This is a genomic window from Quadrisphaera sp. INWT6 (assembly GCF_015390235.1).
In the GTDB taxonomy this organism is placed as follows: Bacteria; Actinomycetota; Actinomycetes; order Actinomycetales; family Quadrisphaeraceae; genus Quadrisphaera.
Window position 1 is genome coordinate 223,436 of record NZ_VUOH01000006.1, and the last position, 19,696, is coordinate 243,131.

General features: G+C 76.0%; 17 protein-coding genes and 2 pseudogenes. 5 read left to right on the forward strand and 14 right to left on the reverse strand.

All coding sequences use genetic code 11. From position 1 onward, the window contains the following. Positions 1-333: 333 nt before the first annotated feature. Positions 334-2,128 (reverse strand): annotated as a pseudogene (locus tag F1641_RS18430) (ABC transporter ATP-binding protein). Then, a complete protein-coding gene (locus tag F1641_RS18435; RefSeq protein ID WP_309225707.1) occupies positions 2,125-4,032 on the reverse strand; it encodes an ABC transporter ATP-binding protein in 1,908 nt (635 codons plus the stop codon). Before F1641_RS18435 ends, F1641_RS18430 begins: the two are co-directional and overlap by 4 nt. Before the next feature lie 180 nt (positions 4,033-4,212). Between F1641_RS18435 and F1641_RS18440 the strand changes: the two genes are divergently transcribed. Beyond that, positions 4,213-4,875, forward strand: a complete 663-nt coding sequence (locus tag F1641_RS18440; protein ID WP_194907937.1) for a TIGR03085 family metal-binding protein — start codon at positions 4,213-4,215, stop codon at positions 4,873-4,875. A gap of 4 nt (positions 4,876-4,879) precedes the next feature. Here F1641_RS18440 and hisF read toward each other — a convergent pair. Continuing rightward, a pseudogene (gene hisF / locus F1641_RS24070) lies at positions 4,880-5,691 on the reverse strand (imidazole glycerol phosphate synthase subunit HisF). A gap of 317 nt (positions 5,692-6,008) precedes the next feature. Between hisF and F1641_RS18450 the strand changes: the two are divergent. From F1641_RS18450 to F1641_RS18460, 3 genes are all read left to right on the forward strand, one after another. Next, the gene (locus tag F1641_RS18450) at positions 6,009-6,392 is read left to right on the forward strand and encodes a hypothetical protein (RefSeq protein WP_194907938.1); all 384 of its coding nucleotides are present in this window, start codon (positions 6,009-6,011) and stop codon (positions 6,390-6,392) included. A 41-nt stretch (positions 6,393-6,433) separates the two neighbouring features. Further along, complete coding sequence (locus F1641_RS18455) at positions 6,434-7,513, forward strand: aromatic acid exporter family protein (protein WP_194907940.1); 1,080 nt, start codon at positions 6,434-6,436, stop codon at positions 7,511-7,513. A gap of 131 nt (positions 7,514-7,644) precedes the next feature. After that, complete coding sequence (locus F1641_RS18460; protein WP_206691458.1) at positions 7,645-8,829, forward strand: Fic family protein; 1,185 nt, start codon at positions 7,645-7,647, stop codon at positions 8,827-8,829. Between the two features lie 12 nt (positions 8,830-8,841). Here the strand turns inward: F1641_RS18460 and F1641_RS18465 are convergent, their stop codons facing one another. Together F1641_RS18465 and F1641_RS18470 are read right to left on the reverse strand one after the other, a co-directional pair. Further along, positions 8,842-9,939 carry a hypothetical protein gene (locus F1641_RS18465; RefSeq protein WP_194907942.1) on the reverse strand — a complete coding sequence of 366 codons (1,098 nt, stop codon included), beginning with the start codon at positions 9,937-9,939 and terminating at the stop codon, positions 8,842-8,844. Between the two features lie 232 nt (positions 9,940-10,171). Beyond that, positions 10,172-11,689: a mechanosensitive ion channel family protein gene (locus F1641_RS18470; protein ID WP_206691459.1), complete on the reverse strand. Its 1,518-nt coding sequence runs from the start codon at positions 11,687-11,689 to the stop codon at positions 10,172-10,174. A gap of 89 nt (positions 11,690-11,778) precedes the next feature. On the opposite strand from F1641_RS18470, the gene F1641_RS18475 reads away from it, so the two are divergent. Further along, positions 11,779-12,624, forward strand: coding sequence for a triacylglycerol lipase (locus tag F1641_RS18475; RefSeq protein WP_194907943.1), 846 nt, complete (start codon positions 11,779-11,781; stop codon positions 12,622-12,624). Between the two features lie 84 nt (positions 12,625-12,708). Here the strand turns inward: F1641_RS18475 and F1641_RS18480 are convergent, their stop codons facing one another. The 9 genes from F1641_RS18480 to F1641_RS18520 form a co-directional block, all read right to left on the reverse strand. Next, the gene (locus F1641_RS18480) at positions 12,709-13,530 is read right to left on the reverse strand and encodes an ABC transporter permease (protein WP_194908196.1); all 822 of its coding nucleotides are present in this window, start codon (positions 13,528-13,530) and stop codon (positions 12,709-12,711) included. Between the two features lie 11 nt (positions 13,531-13,541). Next, entirely contained in the window at positions 13,542-14,471 is a 930-nt protein-coding gene (locus F1641_RS18485; protein WP_194907944.1) for an ABC transporter ATP-binding protein, read from the reverse strand. 31 nt (positions 14,472-14,502) lie between these two features. Beyond that, on the reverse strand, positions 14,503-15,693 hold the full coding sequence (locus F1641_RS18490; protein WP_194907945.1) for a hypothetical protein: 1,191 nt from the start codon (positions 15,691-15,693) through the stop codon (positions 14,503-14,505). 60 nt (positions 15,694-15,753) lie between these two features. Next, complete coding sequence (locus tag F1641_RS23550; protein WP_194907946.1) at positions 15,754-16,185, reverse strand: PH domain-containing protein; 432 nt, start codon at positions 16,183-16,185, stop codon at positions 15,754-15,756. Positions 16,186-16,192: 7 nt separating this feature from the next. Beyond that, positions 16,193-17,080: an ATP phosphoribosyltransferase gene (hisG, locus tag F1641_RS18500; protein ID WP_194907947.1), complete on the reverse strand. Its 888-nt coding sequence runs from the start codon at positions 17,078-17,080 to the stop codon at positions 16,193-16,195. Positions 17,081-17,091: 11 nt separating this feature from the next. Next, entirely contained in the window at positions 17,092-17,355 is a 264-nt protein-coding gene (locus F1641_RS18505) for a phosphoribosyl-ATP diphosphatase (RefSeq protein ID WP_194907948.1), read from the reverse strand. Between the two features lie 82 nt (positions 17,356-17,437). Continuing rightward, positions 17,438-17,878, reverse strand: a complete 441-nt coding sequence (locus tag F1641_RS18510) for a DUF350 domain-containing protein (RefSeq protein WP_255515120.1) — start codon at positions 17,876-17,878, stop codon at positions 17,438-17,440. Between the two features lie 36 nt (positions 17,879-17,914). Beyond that, entirely contained in the window at positions 17,915-19,084 is a 1,170-nt protein-coding gene (locus F1641_RS18515; protein WP_206691462.1) for a glutathionylspermidine synthase family protein, read from the reverse strand. A gap of 46 nt (positions 19,085-19,130) precedes the next feature. Further along, positions 19,131-19,646 (reverse strand): hypothetical protein, encoded by a 516-nt coding sequence (locus F1641_RS18520; protein ID WP_194907951.1) that lies wholly within the window; start codon positions 19,644-19,646, stop codon positions 19,131-19,133. Positions 19,647-19,696: the final 50 nt, after the last annotated feature.

The window sequence follows — 19,696 nt, forward strand, 5'->3', positions numbered from 1 at the left end:
AACCGCAACCGAGCGCTCGACTGCGGTTCCAACGCACCCAGGAACCGCAACCAGGCGCTCGACTGCGATCCCAACGCCCCCAGGAACCGCAACCAAGCGCTCGACTGCGATCCCAACGCCCCCAGGAACCGCAACCAAGCGCTCGACTGCGATCCCAACGCCCCCAGGAACCGCAACCAAGCGCTCGACTGCGATCCCAAGGCCCCCAGGAACCGCAACCAGGCGCTCGACTGCGGTTTCCAAGGCCCCCAGGAACCGCAACGAGGCGCTCGACTGCGGTTCCAAGGCCCCCAGGAACCGCAACGAGGCGCTCGACTGCGGTTCCGGGACGGCTCAGACGTGCTGGGCGGTCCAGGCGCGGTGGAGCCGTGAGTACGGGCCGCCGGCGTCGGCCAGCTCCGCAGCGGGACCGACCTCCACCACACGACCGGCGTCGACCACGACGACGACGTCGGCCGCCTCCGCCGTCGACAGGCGGTGTGCGATCGCGACCGAGGTCCGCCCGCTCAGGACCTGCTCCAGCGCCCTCTGCAGCCGCACCTCCGTGGCCGGGTCGACCGACGACGTCGCCTCGTCGAGCACCAGCAGGTCGGGGTCGGCGAGGTGGGCGCGCGCCAGCGCCACGAGCTGGCGCTCCCCCGCGCTGAGGCGCTCACCGCGCTGCCCGACGGCGGTCGCGAGGCCGTCGGGCAGGTCGTCGAGCCACGCCCCGAGGCCCAGCTCGCGCAGGGCGGCGGCCGCGTCGTCGTCGGTGGCGCCGGGCGCCCCATCCGCACGTTCTCGCCGACGGTGGTGTCGAAGAGGAACCCCTCCTGCGGCACGGTCACCACGCGGCGGTGCAGCGCGGCCTCGCGGATGCGGCGCGCGTCGACGCCGGAGAGCAGCACGCGGCCGGCGTCGGGGTCGACCAGGCGCGTCACCAGGCGGGCCAGCGTGGTCTTGCCCGAGCCGGTCTCGCCCACCACGGCGATGCGGCTGCCCGCGGGGAAGTGCAGGTCGACGCCTCGGAGCACCTGCTTCGCGGTGCCGGGGTAGGTGTAGCCGACGTCCTCGAGGCGCACCTCGACCGGCCCCGGGGCAGGTCGAGCGCGTCGCGCTCGGCGGGGTCGGGAACGACGACGGGGGTGTCGATGAGCTCGACCACCCGGTGCCACCCGGCGAGGGCGTTCTGCAGCTCGTTGAGCACCTCGGTGGCGGCCTGCACCGGCATGACGAACAGCCCGATGATGAAGAGGAAGGCGAGCATCCGGCCGAGGGTGATGTCGCCGTCGACGCCCAGCAGCGTCCCGGCGACCACCACGAGCGCCAGCACCAGACCGGAGACGAAGACGCCGACGGAGAAGGTGGCCGCCGTGGCCACCTGTGCCTTCACCGCCTGCTCGCGGTGGGCCTCCACGGCGGCGTCGACCGCGCGCCAGGTGCGCGCCGACGCGGCGTGCGCGCGGATGACGTCAGCGCCCACGACCGTCTCCGAGACGGAGCCGAGGAGCTCGCCCATGCGCAGGCGGACTGCCTGGTAGGCCCGCGCCACCGGCCGCTGCAGGCGGTGGCGGAAGAGGATCACCGGCACGAAGCAGGCCAGCACGAGCAGCGCGAGCTGCCAGGAGTAGACGAACATCAGCACGGTCGCCAGCACCAGCTGGCCGACGGCGAGCACCAGCACGACCATGCCGGTCTGCAGGAACGTGGAGATGGTGTCGACGTCGCTGGTGACGCGGCTGACCAGCGACCCGCGCCGCTCGGCGCCCTGCGTGAGGACCGCGAGGCGGTGCACGTGCGCGAACGCCCGGGTCCGCAGGCTCGCGAGCCCGGCCTCCGTGGCGCGGAACAACCGGTAGTTCACCAGCCACGACGTGCCGGCGGTGACGAGGACGACGAGGGCCGCGGCCCCGACGATGAGCTCGACGCGGGTGACGTCCGGTCCGCCCGGACCGCGGATGCCGGTGTCGATGGTCTGCTGCACGGCGACGGGCACGACGATGCGGCCCAGCGTGGTGATGCTGGCCAGGACCAGCGTCATCCGCAGGCCGCGGGCGACCTCCGGGGCCAGCTCGCGGGCACGCGCGACGACCCCCTGCGGCTTCGCCGGCGCTGCCGGAGCAGCCGGGGCGGACGCGGCGGCGCTCATGCGCGGGCCTCCTCGGCGGTCGCGGCGGCCCGCTCGCGGGCGGCGCGGGCGTAGGCCGTCACCAGCTCGCGGTACCCCTCGTCGCGCTCGGTGAGATCCGCCGCCGTGCCGCGGTCGACGACGCGGCCGTGCTCGAGGTGGACCACCTCGTCGGCCAGGGCGATGGTCGCCGGGCGCGAGGCGACGACGACGACCGTGGTGCCGAGCCCCTGGGCGCCGAGGCCGTCGAGCACGGCGCGCTCGACGGCCGGGTCGAGGGCGGAGGTCGCGTCGTCGAGGACCAGCAGCCGGGGACGGCGGACCAGGGCCCTGGCGAGCGCGAGCCGCTGGCGCTGGCCGCCGGACAGCGACGCGCCGCGCTCCCCCACGCGGGTGTCGAGGCCGTCGGGCAGCGCGGCGACGAAGCCGTCGGCCTGGGCCAGCCGCAGGGCCGCCCACACGTCGTCGTCGGTCGTCCGGCGCGCGGCGGGCACGTCGTCGGCGTCGAGGCCGAGGGCCACGTTGCCGCGGACGGTGTCGTCGAAGACGAACGTGGACTGCGGCACCAGGGCGGCGACGCCGGCGAGCTCGCCCTCGGCCAGCTCGCGGACGTCGACGCCGTCGAGCAGCACGGTGCCGGTGGTCGGGTCGACCAGGCGCACCAGCAGCCCCGCCAGCGTCGACTTGCCCGAGCCGGTGCCCCCGACGACGGCCGTGGTGGTGCCGGCGGTGACCTCGAGGTCGACGTCGCGCAGCACGGGCCGGGGCGCCCTGGCCGGCCCAGCCTCGGCGGGAGCGACGGCGGCGAGGGGCGCGCCGTCGTCGTCCTCGTCGGTGGGGTCGGGCACGGGCGCGGGGTGGTGGTAGCCGACGCCGCGGCCCTGGGGCCTCGCCGGGGCGCGGCCCGCCCCCGCCGCGCGGGAGCCCCAGGGGGTGGTCGCGTCCTCGGTGAGGACCGCCTGGAGCCGCGCGTCGCCGGCGACGGTGCGGGGCAGCTCGGCGAGGGTCCACCCGATGGCGCGGACCGGGAAGGCGAGCAGGCTCAGCATGTAGGCGACCTGCACGACGTCGCCCACGCCCGCGTCTCCCGAGACCGTGCGGGCGGCACCGACCGCGAGGACGAGCAGGGTGCCCAGCTGCGGCAGCGCCTCGATGACCGGGTCGAAGGCGCCGCGCGTGCGGCCGGCGGCGACGTTGGCGTCGCGCAGGCGGTCGGCCTCGTGGGCGAAGCGGGTGACCTCGCCACCGGCGAGGCCTAGGGTCTTGACCACCAGCGCGCCCTCGAAGCTCTCGTGGGCGACGGTCGAGACCTCGCCGCGCAGGCGCTGGACGCGCCGGACCCGCGGCGACATCCGCCGCGAGTACAGGGCGTTGACGACGACGAGCGCGGGGACGACGAGCAGCCCGATGCCCCCGAGCACCGGGTCGGCCGCGACCATCGCCACGCCCGCGATGCCGATGAGCACGACGACGCCGAGGGCGAACGGCAGGATCGCCATCGCCTGCCAGGTGGCCTCGACGTCGGACGCGGCGGTGGCCAGCAGGCGGCCCGCGGGGTGGGAGTGGTGCCACGCGAGCGGGAGGTCGAGGTAGCGGCGGGCGAGCGCCCGGCGGTAGCGCGCCTGGAGGGCGTACATGGTGGCGCCGGCGGCGATGCGGCGCAGGAGCACCCCGCCGACGGTGACGACGCCGACCGCCAGCAGCGCGGCGCCCGCGAGCCAGACGTCTCCGGTGGTCACGCCCGCGTCGCCGGAGAGGGCGGGGACCACGACGTCCTGCGTGACCCGGCCGACCAGCCAGCCGCTGCCGGCGGTGCCCGCGCCGTAGACCACGCTGCCGACCACGGCCCACGCGAACAGGCGCGGCTCCTCGCGGGCGCCGCGGGCCAGGACGCGCATGCCGCGCAGGAACGTGCCCCGCTGCACCCGGGGAGCGGCTGGGGTGCTGGCAGTGCGTCTGGGGTCTGGCTGGCTCACCGGGACATCACTCGATGTATCGAAACACGGAGCACCGACAGCCGCCCGCCACCTGCGCACGGACGGGGGCTCGGCGGGAGCTCGCGCTGCCGGCGCGACGCTGTCGGGGGGCCGCGCCAGGATGGGCCCATGACCAGCCCCGACCGCGCGCGGCTCGCGGACCTCCTCGACCAGGCCGGCCCCGACGCCCCCACCCTGTGCGCGGGCTGGGACGCCCGCGACCTCGCCGTCCACCTGCTGGTCCGGGAGGGGCGCCCCGACGCGTTCGTCGCCCGCGAGCTGGGCGCCCGCGTGCCGCGGCTGACGCGGGCGGCGGCGCACGGGCGGCGCGTGGAGGAGCAGCTGGAGGCGCTGCCGTTCGCCGAGCTGGTCCAGCGCTTCCGCACCGGCCCGCCGCGCTGGACCCCGTTCGCCGTCCCGCAGGTCGAGGCGCTCGCCAACGGGCTGGAGTTCTACGTGCACGGCCAGGACGTGCGCCGCGCCGACCCGGCGTGGGACCCGGCCGACCCCGCCTCCCACGAGGAGCTGCGCCCCGGCCAGCGCGAGGCCCTGTGGAGCGCGCTGCGCCGCACCGCGAAGCTCGCCTACCGCCGCTCGCCGGTCGGGGTGGTGCTCGTGGTGCCCGCCGGGCCCCGGGTGGTGGCGGTGCGCCGGGAGCGGTCCGTCGTCGTCACCGGGCAGGTCGAGGAGCTGGTGCTGCACGCCACCGGACGGCGGGGCGCGGCGGTCGTCGAGGTCACGGGGGACGACGACGCCGTCGCGGCGTTCTCCGGGGTGCCGCTGGGGATGTGACGCCCTAGCGGACGGGGTGTCCGGCGGCGGCGAGGGAGGCCTTGACGTCGCCGACGGTCATCTGGCCGAAGTGGAAGACGCTGGCGGCGAGCACGGCGTCGGCCCCGGCGGCCACCGCGGGGGCGAAGTGCTCGACGGCGCCCGCCCCGCCGCTGGCGATGACGGGCACCGCGACCCTGGCGCGCACCGCGGCCAGCATGTCCAGGTCGAACCCGGCCTTGGTGCCGTCGGCGTCCATGGAGTTGAGCAGCAGCTCGCCCGCACCCAGCTCGGCCACGCGCTCGGCCCACTCGACGGCGTCGATCCCGGTGCCGCGGCGACCGCCGTGCGTGGTGACCTCGTAGCCGGACGGCGTGGGCTGCTCGCCCCCGGGCGTGCGCCGCGCGTCGAGGGAGACCACGAGCACCTGGTTGCCGAAGCGCTCGGCGATCTCGCGGACCAGCTCTGGCGGGCGATCGCCGCGGTGTTGACCCCGACCTTGTCGGCGCCGGCGCGCAGCAGCCTGTCGACGTCGTCGGTGGTGCGGACCCCGCCGCCGACCGTCAGGGGGATGAACACCTGCTCCGCGGTGCGGCGGACGACGTCGTAGGTGGTCTCGCGGTCGCCGGAGGACGCGGTGACGTCGAGGAAGACCAGCTCGTCGGCGCCCTGCCCGTCGTAGCGGGCGGCGAGCTCGACGGGGTCGCCGGCGTCGCGCAGCTCGCGAAGTTCACGCCCTTGACGACGCGCCCCGCGTCGACGTCGAGGCAGGGGATCACGCGCACGGCCAGGCTCACGTCGGCCCAGCCTAGGCGCCCGGGCGCACCGCTCCGGCACGCCTCACCCCTCCTCCCCGTCCGTGATCACGGGCTTCCGGAACGGTGCTCGAAGCACCTGTTCCGGAAGCCCATGATCACGAGGGAAGGTGCTCCGGAGTCCCGTGATCACGGCGGGGGTGGTGGGGGTGGCTAGCGTTCACCGGGTGCCGCACCCCGCCGACGACACCGCCGACCTCGTGCTGAGCCGTCCGGCGGGTCCGAGCGGGGTCCGCGTGGTCGCCGTCGACGGACCCAGCGGCTCGGGCAAGACCACCCTCGCCGGCGCCGTCGCCGCGGACGCTGCGGGAGCGCGGCGCCAGCACCACCGAGGTGCACATGGACGACCTCTACCCGGGGTGGGACGGCCTCGCCGACGCCGTCGGGCTGGTCACCACCCAGGTGCTCGAGCCGCTCAGCGCCGGAGCGCCGGCGGCGTTCCGGCGGTGGGACTGGGTCGCGCACGCGTGGGCGGAGCAGGTGCCGGTGGAGGCGGCCGACGTCGTCGTCCTCGAGGGGGTGGGGTGCGGGTCGCGGCCCTGCGCCCCACACCTGGCGGCCCTGGTCTGGGTGGAGGCCGACGACGACGAGCGCATGCGGCGCGGCATCGAGCGCGACGGCGAGGCGTACCGCCCGCACTGGGAGCGCTGGGCGGCGCAGGAGCGGGTGCTCTTCGCCGCCGAGGGGACGCGCGGGCGCGCCGACCTCGTGCTCCGCACCTGACCGCCGACGGTCCACGCCGGCCGACCGGCAGGATGGTGCCCGTGAGCCGGTTGGAGCTGCGGGCGCGCGCCGACCGGCTGCGGGCGCACGCACCGCACGTCGTGCTGTGCGCCACCGGCGCCGGCATCGCCTACCTGGTCGCGCGGCACGTGCTGGGCCACGAGCAGCCGATCTTCGCGCCGATCGCAGCGGTGCTGGGGCTGGGCATCTCCTACGGGCAGCGGCTGCGGCGCGTGGGCGAGGTGGTCGTCGGCGTCGCGATCGGCGTCCTGGTGGGCGACCTGCTGGTGCGCGCCTTCGGCACCGGCGCCTGGCAGATCGCGCTGGTGGTGGGGCTGGGCATGTCGGTGGCGATCCTGCTGCGCGCCGGCACGCTGATGATCAACCAGATCGCCATCCAGGGCGTCTTCGTCACGCTCTACGCGCAGACCTCCACCGGCGCGATCATCGGCCGCTGGTCCGACGCCGCCACCGGCGGAGCGGTCGCCCTGGTGCTGGCGACCCTCGTGCCGCGTCAGCAGCTGCGGCGGCCGGTGGTGCTGGCCCGCGAGGTGCTCGAGACCGTCGCGGACCTGCTCCTGGAGGCGTCGTCCGCCGCGAAGGACGGTGACGTCGAGCGCGGCCACGACGCCCTCGCGCACGCCCGCGGCACCCAGAGCCGCCTGGACCTACTGCGCGCCGCGGCCAGCGAGGGCGTCGACGTGGCCCGGCTCGCGCCGTTCCGGGGGCACCACGCCGCGCAGGCGCGGGCGGTGAGCGCGCTGGCCGTGCCGCTGGACCGCGCGGTGCGCAACGTGCGGGTGCTCTCGCGGCGGCTGTCCGTGGCCACCGACCGCAGCGAGGTGGTCCCCGAGGAGCTCCTCGGGCTGGTCGACGAGCTCGCCAGCGCCACCCTGCACCTCGCCGAGGACCTCGGCTCCGGTCGCCGGCTCGACGACGCCGTCGACGCCCTCGCCGCCGTCGGGCTGGCCTCGACGCTGGTGCCGCGCTCGTCGCTGTCCGCCGACGTGGTGCTGGCGCAGGTGCGCTCGGCGACGGTCGACCTGCTCATGGTCGCGGGGCTGGACGACGCCGCGGCCCACGACAGGGTGCCGCCGCGGCCGGGTGAGCACTTCGGCTGAGGGGTTCGCGGACCGCAGAAGTGATGGTCCCGCGTGTTCTTACCTTCACTTAGGGGGCTGAGTGAAGGTAGCGTCACTGGGTGCCTTCAGATTCCCGAAGCGCGTCGTGGCCGGCGCTGGGTAGCCGCGAGGTGCCCTGGACCCCGAGGCTGCCGCCCGACCTCGTGCCGCGGTCGGTCCGCGAGCGCCACCGCGGGCCCTACGCCGCCTCGGTCGTGCCCTCCATCGCCAGTGCCTCGCCGAGGGTGTCGGCGGTCGCGTCAGCGCTGGCGGAGGAGGCTGCTGCCGAGGTCGCGCGCTTCGACGCCGAGCAGGCGGTGACCCTCGCCGGGGTCGACGGGGACGGTGGTGGGCCGGGCCCGCTGCCGTTCCTGCTGCTGCGCAGCGAGTCGGCGTCGTCGTCGCAGATCGAGGGGCTCACGTCGGGGGCGCGGGCGATCGCCGTGGCCGAGCTGGGCGGAGGTGCCACCCGCAACGCGGAGCTGGTGCTGGGGAACGTCAGGTCGATGCAGGCGGCGCTCGCCCTCGCCGACGACCTCACGCCCGAGGCCCTGCTGGCGATGCAGCGGGCGCTGCTGGAGGCGAGCGCGCCGTCCATCGCGGGGCGGTGGCGCACGGAGCAGGTGTGGATCGGCGGTGACACGTACGGGCCGCACGGCGCGGAGTTCGTGCCGCCGCACCACGACGACGTGCCCGGTCTCATCGACGACCTGGTCGCGTTCAGCGCTCGGGGCGACCTCCAGGTGCTGGTGCACGCGGCGCTGGCGCACGCCCAGTTCGAGACCGTCCACCCCTTCGCCGACGGCAACGGCCGCACCGGGCGGGCGCTGGTGCACGCGCTGCTGCGCCGCCGCGGGCTGGCCCGGCGGGTGACCGTGCCGGTCTCGGCCGGGCTGCTCACCGACGTCGGCGGGTACTTCGACGCCCTGACCGCGTACCGCACCGGCGAGGTCGACCCGATCGTCGAGGAGCTCGCGCACGGGGCGCTGGCCGCCGTCGTCAACGGACGGCGGCTGGCGGTGGAGCTGCGCGCGGCACGGGCGCGGTGGGACGACGTGGTGGTGGCACGTCGCGACTCCGCCGCGTGGCGCCTGGCCGACCTCCTGCTGCGCCAGCCGGTGGTCGACAGCCCGACCATCGCCCGCGAGCTCGGCCTCTCCTCCGCCAACGCCGCCCGCCCGCTGGCGCCGCTGGTGGAGGCGGGCGTGGTGCGCGAGACGACGGGCCGCGACCGGGGTCGGCTGTGGCAGGCCGACGAGGTGCTGGCGGCGCTGGACGCGTTCGCCGCGCGGGCGGGCCGGCGCAGCACCAGCTGACGCCTCGTCGGATCAGCCCGCCGCGGGCACGACCTCGTTCCCGCCGAAGGGGGTGCCGCCGCCCCCGAGCGCGCCGTTGACGTCCACCAGCGTCCGGTCGCCCAGCGGCTGACCGAGCTCCACGACCAGCGGTGCCAGGGGGTGGCCGGGGCAGCCCTGGGCGCCCTTGCGGATGTACGTGGACACGGCGATGCGGACCTGCGCGTCCGTCACCTCGACCTGCGGGGGCGCCGTGTTGTCCACGGCCCCCTGGCCGGTGGTGCACCCCTCCTCGTCGACCAGCACCTCCACGCTCGTGGCCGCGGGATCCGGCACGAAGCCGGCGGGGAGGAACCACGTGGCGGGGTTCGTGGTCTCCGGGTCGCGGTCGTCGGAGTGGAACTCGACGGCGAGCGGTGCGCGGCGTCCGAGGGCCTCGACCATCGCGTCGACCACGAGCGCCGCGGTGGCGTCGTCGGCGCGCTTCCTCGCACCGTCGGGGATGTAGTCGATGGAGAGCACGCCCGTCGGGGCGTCCAGCCCGCCACCGCTGAAGGCGCGGTCGCCGACATCGGCGCTGAAGGCGTCGATCCCGACCGACAGGACGCGCTCGCGCTCGGCGTCGCTCAGCACCGCGCCACCGCGCAGCTCGACGGGGAAGGGCAGCTCCTCTGCGAGCGCCAGCAGTCCGTCCGGAAGCTCCGTCCCGGTGTAGCCGACCCACGGCGGGACGGTGTCGTCCTCCGGGTCGCCCCAGGCCAGGGCCGAGTAGCGGTCGCCCGCCGCCGCCTGGGCGCGCTCGGCCCAGGCGCTGAAGACCTGCTGGTCCTGCAGCTCGGCGGCGGCCTCCTCCAGGGAGATGCCCTCCTCACCGGCGAACCACTCCACCTCGGGCTGCAGGACCACGTCGACGGGGCCCACGGGCTCGCGGACGCCCTTCGGGGTCGTGACCGTCGTGAGGGCCGGGTCGGGCCACGTGGGCGCCGCCTGCTCGGCCGGCGCGGCGGGGGACGCGCTGGCCGTCGGGTCCGCCGCTGCGGGCGGTGCGCCGTTCCCGCACCCGCCAAGAGCCACCGCCGCCACCACTGCCACCGCTGACAGCCCGAACGCCCCTGCCCTGGACCGCTCCACGCCGCACCCCCCGTGCTCAGGCCGCCCGGTGGCGGCGCTCACCGGTGAAGACGCTGCCGCAGCAGCTGGCGTTGCACGCGGCGCCGCGCCGTCGTCCTCATCCGGCGGACGGGACGAGCTCAGCAGGACAGACCCCGCTGGCACAAGCCTGGCGCTGCGTGACGTCGGACGGGCAGAACCCGGCCCGCGAGGCCCTAGAGGGTCCCCAGGCGGACCTCTGCCCCGTCCGGCGTCACCTCCGGGGGTGGCGGACGCCCATGATCACGGGGTCAGCGGCGGTCGGGGACGGCGGGGAACACCGAGGTCCGCGTCTCGACGTCCTCCTGCTGCCGGCGCTCCCGCTCGGCGACGGCGCGCAGCTCGGACTCCACCCGCTCCTGCTCGTCGCGGAGCATCCGCTCGACCCTGTCGGCCTGCTCGGCCTCGCTGGGCCCGGCGAACGCCCGGGAGCGCTCGAGGGCGTCCATGCTGCCGGTGAAGAGGGAGTCGTCGCGGCGCTCGGGCACCGCCGGCGCCGACGGCGCGACGGGCGGGAGCACCGTGGTCGCCGCGGTGGCCTCGCCGGTGGCCCGGCGCGGGGGCTGGGAGGTCCTCCGGGGGTCGTGGCCGGAGGGCTCGGGCACGGGCTCGACGCGCGCGGCCCGGGGCAGGGCCTCCTCGGCGGCGCCGGACAGCCCGGCGACGCGCAGTCGCGGCAGCCCCTCGGGTTGGCCGAGACCAGCCAGCGCACCATCGCCTCGCGGACGTGGCAGCGCAGGTCGAAGATCGTGGGCCCGTCCTGCGCGGAGACGAGGATGCGGACCTGCACGAAGCTGTCGACGGCGTCGGTGACCTGCAGCACGACGACGCGGCGGTCCCACAGCTCGTCGGCCTCGACCACGCGGTGCAGCTCGGTGCGCATGGCGTCGAAGTCGGTGTGCCAGTCGACCTCGAGCATCACCACGCCGAGGATCTGGGAGTCCTTGCGGGTCCAGTGCTCGAACGGCGTCGAGGTGAAGTACGTCGAGGGCAGCACGTAGCGGCGGTCGTCCCAGACGTGGACCACCACGTAGGTGAGGGTGATCTCCTCGATGCGGCCCCAGAGGCCGTCGACCACCACGACGTCGTCGACGCGCAGCGCGTCGGTGAAGGCGAGCTGCAGCCCGGCGAAGACGTTGCTCAGCGAGCTCTGCGCGGCCAGGCCGGCGACCACGGACAGCAGGCCGGCGGAGGCGAAGATGCCGGTGCCGACCACGCGGGCCTCGGGGAAGGTCCACAGCATCGCGCCGGCGGTCAGCAGCGCGATGACGAGCAGCGCGATGCGGCGCAGGAAGATGATCTGGGTGCGCACGCGGCGGGCGTGGCGGTTGTCGGCCACGTCGATGCGGTACTTCTCGAGGAGCAGGTCCTCGGCGACCAGCACCGCCTTGGCCAGCAGCCAGCCGATGCACGCGATCAGCGCCAGCAGCAGGGTGCTGCGCACGACGCCGAGCCAGGCGTCGTTGCCGGTCGACCTGACGAACACCTGCTGGACGGCCAGCGTCACGAGGATCCAGCGGAACGGGCCCTTGAGCCGGTTCGCCAGGGTCCGGGCCACCACGGACGTCCGGCCGATCCGCAGGACGACGGCGTGGACGACCATCCCCACCACCAGCGCGCCCACCGCCGCACCCGCCGCCACGGCGACGAGCTGCAGGGCCTGGGTCCCGGTGAGAGGAGCGGTCGCTGCGGCGTCGTTGCCGTTGAACAGGTCGATGAACGCTTCGAGCATGACGGGAGAGGGCCTCCGGGTCTGGGGCGGGTGGTGCGGGCGGTGCATCCACTGTCGCAGAAGATCCCGGGGTGCTGCACGCTCGCTGCGTGGCACCCCGGCGCCGGCTGGCGATCGTCCTGCTCGCGCTCGCGGTGGTCGCGGCGGTGGTCGCCGTCGTCGTGCTCGTGCGGCCGGCGGGGGGCGGTGGTGTGACCGGCGCCACGGGCCAGGGCTCGCGGGCTGCGGTCGACCAGTCCGCGCAGGGGGCGGTGCTCCTCGTGCCGGGCTACGGCGGGGGCACCGGCGGGCTGCAGGTGCTGGCCGGGGCGCTGGAGGCGGCGGGGCGGCAGGTGCGCGTGGTCCGGGCCGCGGGCGACGGCACGGGCGACCTCGCCGACCAGGTGGCCCCCCTGCAGCAGGCGGCCCAGGAGGCGCTGGACGACGGCGCACCGTCCGTCGACGTGGTCGGGTACTCGGCGGGTGGCGTGGTGGTCCGGCTGTGGCTCGCGGGCGAGGGCGCCGACGAGCCGGTGCGCCGCGTGGTGACCCTCGGCTCTCCCCACCAGGGCACCGACCTCGCCAGCTTCGCCGCGGTGAACGCCCCGCAGGACTGCCCCCTCGCCTGCCAGCAGCTGGAGCCCGGCAGCGACCTGCTCACCTCCCTGCCGCAGGTGCCGGGCGCCGACGACGGCGTCGCGTGGACCAGCGCCTGGTCGAGCAGCGACCAGGTGGTGGTGCCCCCGGCCGACGCCTCGTCGCTGCGCGGCGCGGTCGACGTCGAGCTGCAGCAGGTGTGCCCCGGCGCGGCCGTCGACCACGGCGGCCTCGTCACCGACCCGCTCCCCGTGGGGCTGGTCGACGCGGCGCTGGACGGCCCCGTGCTGGAGGCGGCGCCGCCGTCGTCCTCCTGCGCGGAGCTCACCGCCCGCGGACGGGCCCTGCTCGCCGGGTAGTGGCGCTCAGGTGCGTGATCGTCGCGGAGGAGGGGGCGCCGGGCCAGGACGGTGACGACCTTGCGGCTCTGCGCCGGGTCAGCCTCAGCTGGTGACGTCGCGGGTGGTGAACGAGGCCCAAGCCGCGGCCAGGAGCACCCCCGCCCAGGCGAGCTGCACGAGCACGCCGCGCTGCACGTCGGTCCAGAGGACCGGGTCGCGGAAGAGGTCGACCCAGGCCAGCCAGTAGCGGGTGGGCAGCAGGTCGTGGACGGCGGAGGCGGCGTCGAGCCCCACCAGCACCGTGCTCGCCACGAGCAGCGCCAGCCCGCCGAGGGCGGCGACCAGGGGTGAGTCGACGAGCGTCGACAGCAGCAGCGCCAGCGCCGCCACCCCGATCATCGAGACCGAGACGTAGGCCATCACCAGCAGCGTGCGGACCAGGAGCTCCTGCGTCGACAGGGCCGTCCCCGACAGCGACGCCGTGGTGGTGCCGAGCGCGTCGGGGCGGGTCCCGAGCAGCTGGGTGCCGGCCACGAGCGACACCAGGGCGACGGCGATGACGGCGCCGAACGTGAACGCGAGCACCGCGAAGAGCTTGGCCACCAGCAGCCGGGTCCGACCGACGGGCCGCACGAGCAGGTAGCGCAGGGTGCCGGCCTGGGCCTCCCCCGCCACGGCGTCGCCGGCGACCACGCAGACCGCCACCGGCAGGAAGATCGGCACGACGATGCCCAGCGCCGCCGCCGGGTAGAGCTGGCCGTTGCCGAGCACCGCCGACAGGAACGCCGGCCCCTGCCCGGGCCGGGGCGCCAGCTCGCTGGTCGCCAGGAACGCCGCGACCACCACGGGCAGGGCGCACAGCAGCGCCACCGAGACCCAGGTCCGCGGCCGCAGGGCGAGCTTGCGCAGCTCCACCCAGGTCAGCGCCGCCAGCTTCACCGCGCCACCCCCGCGCCCTCGCCGACCGCGGTGGTCCGCGCCAGGACGACGTCGGTCAGCGTGCGGCGCTCCACCACGGCCTCCCGGACCGCGAGGCCGCCGCGCACCAGGTCACCCACCACGTCGCCCTCGTCGGCGACCACGAGGCTCCGCCCGCACGGCGGCTCGAGCAGCCGCCTCCCGAGCACGCGCTCGGCAGTACCGGTCTCAGCACCGGAGAGGGTCACGACCAGGCGTCCGGTGGGGGCGCGCAGCGCGTCGACGTCGTCCTGGACCACGAGGTGGCCCCGGTCCATGACGCCGACGCGCGTGCACAGGTGCTCGACCTCGGACAGCAGGTGGCTGGACACGAGCAGCGTGGTGCCCTGCGCCGACAGCTGGAGCAGCAGGTCGGTCACCAGGGCGATGCCCTGCGGGTCGAGGCCGTTCGTGGGCTCGTCGAGCACCAGCAGCCGCGGGCGCCGGACCAGCGCGGACGCGATGCCGAGCCGCTGGCGCATGCCGAGGGAGTAGGCCCGCACGGGGCGTCGGCCCACCTGGGCCAGGCCCACGGCCTCGAGCGCCGCCTCCACGCGGGCGCGGCGGGTGCGGCGCCCCCCGGGCGTCGGGACGGCGGCGTCGAGCAGGCGCAGGTTCGCCCGCCCGGACAGGTGCCCGATGGCCGCCGGGCCCTCGACCATCGCGCCGACCTGGGGCAGCACGCGCGCGGCGTCACCGGGGACGCGGCCGCCGAGCACCCGGACGCGACCCGACGTGGGCAGCACCAGGCCCAGGAGCATCCGCACGGTGGTGGTCTTGCCCGACCCGTTGGGGCCGAGGAAGCCGTAGCGGTCGCCCTCCGCGACGCGCAGGTCGACGTCGGTGACCGCCTGCACCCGGCCGAAGCGCTTGGTGAGGCCGGTGGTCTCGACGGCGAGGTCGCTCACGGGCGGGTCACGGGGCGGGTCACGGGGCGGGTCACGGGCGGCGCTCCGGTGGGTCGGTGGTCAGCTCGGCGGCGGCGCGGCTGAGGAGCTCGGGCTGCACCGCGCCGGAGACGAGGTACGCGCGGCCCCCGCCGTCGCCACGCGCCCCGGGGACCACGACGACGGCGGCGCTCAGCGCACCGGCGCGCACGAGCGCCGTCCGCGCCTGGAGGTCGAGGTCTCCGGCCGGGGGCTCGAGGGGACCGGCGCCGGCGGCCTCGGCGGCGCGCAGCGCCTGGCGGCCCTGGTCGACGGGCAGGGACACGACGGCGAGGCGCAGCAGCCCGGTGCCGTAGGCGACGGCGCCCGCGGAGCTCGGGTCCTGCAGGGCCGGCAGCCCCGCCAGGTCTGTCGGGAGCAGCCACGGCGCAGCGGTCGCGGCGCCGGCGGCGACGTCGGTCTCGGCGGTGCGGACGGTGGCGCCCTGCGGCGCGGGGACGGTGAGGGCCACCGGGTCGGGGCTCGTGGGGGTGACCTGGTCGAACGAGCTGGCGATGACGGGTCCGCCCACCACGTCGACGACGTCGACGGCGAGCGGCAGCCCGGTGGCCCTGTCGACCCAGAGGTCGGCGTGGTCCACCGTCGAGAGGTCGGCCTCCTGCGCGTCGGGGCGCAGGCGCACGCCGTCGGCCAGCCGGCCCGCGACGACGCGCTCGCCGAGCCCGGTGGCCCTGCTCGCCGCGTCGTCGGGCGTCGCCCCGGCGAGCAGCGAGCGGGCGAGCGCCGGGGGCAGCAGGTCGGAGGCGCGGGGCAGCCGGGCGCCGGACAGCGGCGCGCCGGTGGTGAGGACGTCGCGCTCGTAGTCCCACCCCGTCAGCTGGCCGCCGGAGGCGTACAGGCCCCGCTCCCCCGTGGTGGTGAGGACGTCGGTGCGCCAGCTCTGCTCGCTCGCCCACCAGGTGCGGGTGCGGGTGCTCTCGCCCACGAGCGCGGCGACGTCGCCGAGGCGCGGCAGGTCGGGCAGGCCCAGGGCGCCGCTGCTCGTGGCGGTGCCGGTGAAGGGGACGCCGGCCGACGCGGCCGCGCGGGCCAGGACCTGCTCGACGCCCTCGTCGGGGGCTGCGGAGCCGCCGGCGCTCCACGCCGGCCTGCCGGTCAGCGCCGCGGTGACCAGCAGCGCGGTGCCGCAGACGACGGCCGCCCAGCGCAGGGCGGCGGCCCGGCGGTGCGGGGCGGCGGGCACCGCTGCACGGTACGTCCCGTCCCTGGGAGCGCCCCTGTGCCCGTCTCCGCGGGGAGGGGGTCAGCGGCTGTGCAGGGCCACGAGGGTGGCCAGGCGCTTCGCCTCGGCGTCGCCCAGGGCGCCGTCGGCGCGCTGGATCCCCATGACGGCGAGGGTGTCGCCGTCGGAGAGGTCGAGCTGCACCCACGGGCGGCCGCCGCCGAACGAGACGCCCACGACCTCGGCCCACTCCAGCCGCCGCCGCTTGACGAGGTTGCGCACGAAGAGCCCGTCCCGGTCGGGCACGGCCACCACGCGCGCCTGCAGGACGCAGAAGGCCGCGACCAGCAGCCCAGTGCCGATGAAGCTCGCGCGGTCACCCGGCGTGAGCCCCCACACCAGCGCCGAGAGGCCGATGCCCCACAGCACCGCGACGACGGCGACCACCTGGGAGACGCGGCGACCGCGCACCGGGCGGAACGGCGCGTAGAGCTCGGCGTCGGACGTGCTCACGGGGAGGTCACAGGCGGCAGGCGTGGATGGTGGTCACCAGGATGGCGCGGGCGCCCAGGTCGTAGAGGTCGTCCATCACCTTGTTGGTGCCCGCGCGGGGCACCATGGCGCGCACGGCGGCCCAGGCCGGGTCGGCCAGCGGCGCGACCGTCGGCGACTCCAGGCCCGGGGTCAGCGCGCAGGCGGCGTCGAGGTGCTCGCGCGGCACGTCGTAGTCGACCATCACGTACTGGCGGGCCACGAGCACGCCCTGGATGCGCCGCAGCAGCACCTCCAGGCCGGCGGGGCGGTGCGCGCCGCCCTCGGCACCGGCGTCGCGGCGGGTGATGACCACGGCCTCGGAGCGCAGGATCGGCTCGCCGAAGACCGCCAGGCCCGCCGAGCGCAGCGTGGAGCCGGTCTCGACGACGTCGGCGATGGCGTCGGCCACCCCCAGCTGCACGGCGGTCTCGACGGCGCCGTCGAGCCGGACGACGGCGGAGGCGCTGACCCCGGCGGCGGCGAGGTGGTCCTCCACGAGGCCGGCGTAGCTGGTCGCGATGCGCCTGCCCTCGAGGCCGGTGACGTCGAGGCCGTCGGAGACCTGGGCGGCGGGACCGGCGAAGCGGAAGGTGGAGGCGCCGAAGCCCAGCTGCATGACCTCCTCGGCCTCCGCGCGGGAGTCGAGCAGCAGGTCGCGGCCGGTGATGCCGACGTCGAGGGTGCCCGAGCCCACGTAGAGCGCGATGTCGCGCGGGCGCAGGAAGAAGAACTCCGCGCCGTTCTCCGGGTCGGCGAGGACGAGCTCGCGGCCCTCGCGGCGGGTGGCGTACCCGGCCTCGCGCAGCAGCTGGGCGGCGGGCTCGGACAGCGACCCCTTGTTGGGGACGGCGATCCGCAGGGGCTGGGTGCTCATCTGGGTGCTGCTCACAGGTGCTCGTAGACGTCGTCGAGGCCCAGACCGGAGGCGATCATGAGCACCTGTGCGTGGTAGAGCAGCTGGGAGATCTCCTCAGCGGCGCGCTCGGGCCCCTCGTGCTCCGCGGCCATCCACGACTCGGCGGCCTCCTCCACCAGCTTCTTGCCGATGGCGTGGACGCCGGCGTCGAGCTCGGCGACGGTGCGGGAGCCGGCGGGGCGCTCGGCGGCCTTGGCGGACAGCTCGGCGAAGAGCTGCTCGAACGACTTCACGAGCCGCCAGCCTAGGGCCGACCCCCGACCGGCCCGACGGCCCCTGCCCCCGGCCCGCCCGTCCGGCCGATCGAGGGGGTGCTCAGGCGACCGAGGCGACGACGACGCCCGCCATCGCCAGCTGGAAGGCCGACGTCACCCACGCCGCCGGGTGCATGGCCCCCGACGGCAGGTGGGCGCAGACCAGCTCGCCGAGCCTGCCGGGGGTGAGGAGGTCGAGCACGAACAGCGCCAGCGCCTGCATGACGATGCCCACGAGCCCGAACACCACGGTCCACAGCAGGGCCGCGCCGAAGCCCGCGTCGGCGTTGCGCCAGATGGTCGTGAAGGTGATGAGCCCCACGCCGAGGGCACCCGCGGCGGTGACGAGAGCGGCTCCCGGCTCGGCGTCGCGGAACACCCGCTGCGCCAGGCGGCCGGGGACCACGAGGTCGAGGGCGTAGAAGCCCACGAGCAGGAGCCCGAGCCCCACCGCCGTGTACGCCGCCGCGGCCCCGACCGCCGCCGCCAACCCGACCGTCATCTCGTCCACCGGACCTCCTGCTCGATCACTGGTGCATCACTCGCCGAGCCACTGCTCGCGCTGGGCCGGGCTGGGCGCCGGGCCGTCGATGTGGTGCGGCACGAAGCGCGCGAAGTAGTCGGTCACCGGGGAGTCGCTCTCGCGGATGCCGCACCCGGCGGCCCGCCCGTCGACCACCCACGAGCCGACCACGGCCTTGTTGCCGTCGAAGTCGGGCATGCGCACGTACTGCTGGTAGACGAAGCCCTCGGCGCCGTAGTCACCGGGCTGCACCAGCGATAGGTCGCGGGAGGAGACCTCGATGTTGTCGCCCTCGCGCCCGTGCAGGGGCTTCTTGACCCACTCGGTCATGCCGTCGGGGGCGTCCATCGAGGCCGGCAGCAGGTTCTCGTGTCCGGGGAAGCACCGCCACAGGGCCACGAGCAGCGCCTTGTTGGACAGCACCGCCTTCCACAGCGGCTCCAGCCACAGCGTCGAGCCCTGCTCCAGGGTGGTCAGCGCGTGGGCGCCGAAGTCCTCGGCGAGCACGTCCTCCCAGGGGTAGAGCTTGAAGAGCACCTCGACGACGTCGTCGTGCAGCCCCACGAACCGCTGCGCGTCGGGGTTCCACCCGAGCTGCTCGACCTGCAGCTGGCGCGCGTCCCACCCGGCCTGCTGGGCGCAGTCGCGCAGGTAGCCGACGGTCATCTCCTCCTCGCCGGAGGTCTCCGCGCCCAGGTGCGCCAGGTGCAGCACGGACCGGCCGCTGCGCTGGCGGATCCCCCGCCAGGCCTCCACGAGCCGCTCGTGCAGGGAGTTCCACTGGTCGAGCTCGGGGGCGACGTCCTGCAGCCAGTACCACTGGGCCACGCTCGCCTCGACGAGGCCGGTGGGGGTGTCGGCGTTGTACTCGAGCACCTTGGCGGGCTGGTCGTCGCGACCGTCGAAGCGGAGGTCGAAGCGCCCGTACAGCGACGGCGGCGCAGCGGCGAGCGACGCGCGCGCCGCCTCCAGCGCCCCCGGCGGGAGGCCCAGGTCTCCCAGGGCGCCGCTGCAGAGGTACCGGGCGGCCTCGACGCACATCTCGTGGGCCCGCTCCGTGACGCCCTCGAGGTGGTCGACCTCGTCGGCGCCCAGCACGTAGGCGGCCCGCTCGAACCAGTACTCCTGCTCGCCGAGCCCGTTGCGCGCCGGCGTCATCGGGTAGACGAGCCCCTGCGACTCCACGGTCTCGCGCCACCCGGGGCGCGGCGTCGTGCGGATGCGCCGCACGTCAGCTGCCGGCCTTCGAGCCGCTGCCGAGCCCGCCGCGCACCGTGCTACCCGACTCCGACGCACTCAGCACGCGCCCGCTGGACGACGACGACGCCGTGCGCAGGCTCTCCGACGACACGGTGCCCCCGTTGCGGTCGGCGCCCCCGGAGACGTAGCTGGTGCCGGTCGGCACGGTGCGGACGTAGTCGCTGCCCTCGCGGAACGTGCTGACCGGCGACCCGACAGCGGGGAAGGACCGACCGCGCAGGAAGTAGTACCAGAGCAGGCCCGACCCGACGCCGCCCCCGTGGTAGCCGCCGTTGCCGTCGTCGTCGTCGCAGACGTCGTCGTCGACGCGCTGGCCGGTGGCCGGGTCGACGCAGACGCCCTGGTACTGCGCGTCGTCGGCGGAGGTGCCGGGGCTGGCCGTGGCCGGCCCCGCGGTGCCGCTGCTCGAGGTGTCCGAGGAGCATCCCGCGAGGGCCAGCGCCAGGGACGACGTGATGACGAGCGGCACCGCCGCCGACTTCCTCACCGCTGGACCCCCGTGGTCGTCTCCGAGATCGGGACCATCGACAGGGGCAC

Bases quoted from the DNA above. Each gene is read 5' to 3' on its own strand.
- F1641_RS18440 (WP_194907937.1), top strand. From the start codon at position 4,213: ATGACCAGCCCCGACCGCGCGCGGCTCGCGGACCTCCTCGACCAGGCC.
- hisG (WP_194907947.1), bottom strand. From the start codon at position 17,080: ATGAGCACCCAGCCCCTGCGGATCGCCGTCCCCAACAAGGGGTCGCTG.
- F1641_RS18470 (WP_206691459.1), bottom strand. From the start codon at position 11,689: ATGCTCGAAGCGTTCATCGACCTGTTCAACGGCAACGACGCCGCAGCG.
- F1641_RS18510 (WP_255515120.1), bottom strand. From the start codon at position 17,878: ATGACGGTCGGGTTGGCGGCGGCGGTCGGGGCCGCGGCGGCGTACACG.
- F1641_RS18450 (WP_194907938.1), top strand. From the start codon at position 6,009: ATGGACGACCTCTACCCGGGGTGGGACGGCCTCGCCGACGCCGTCGGG.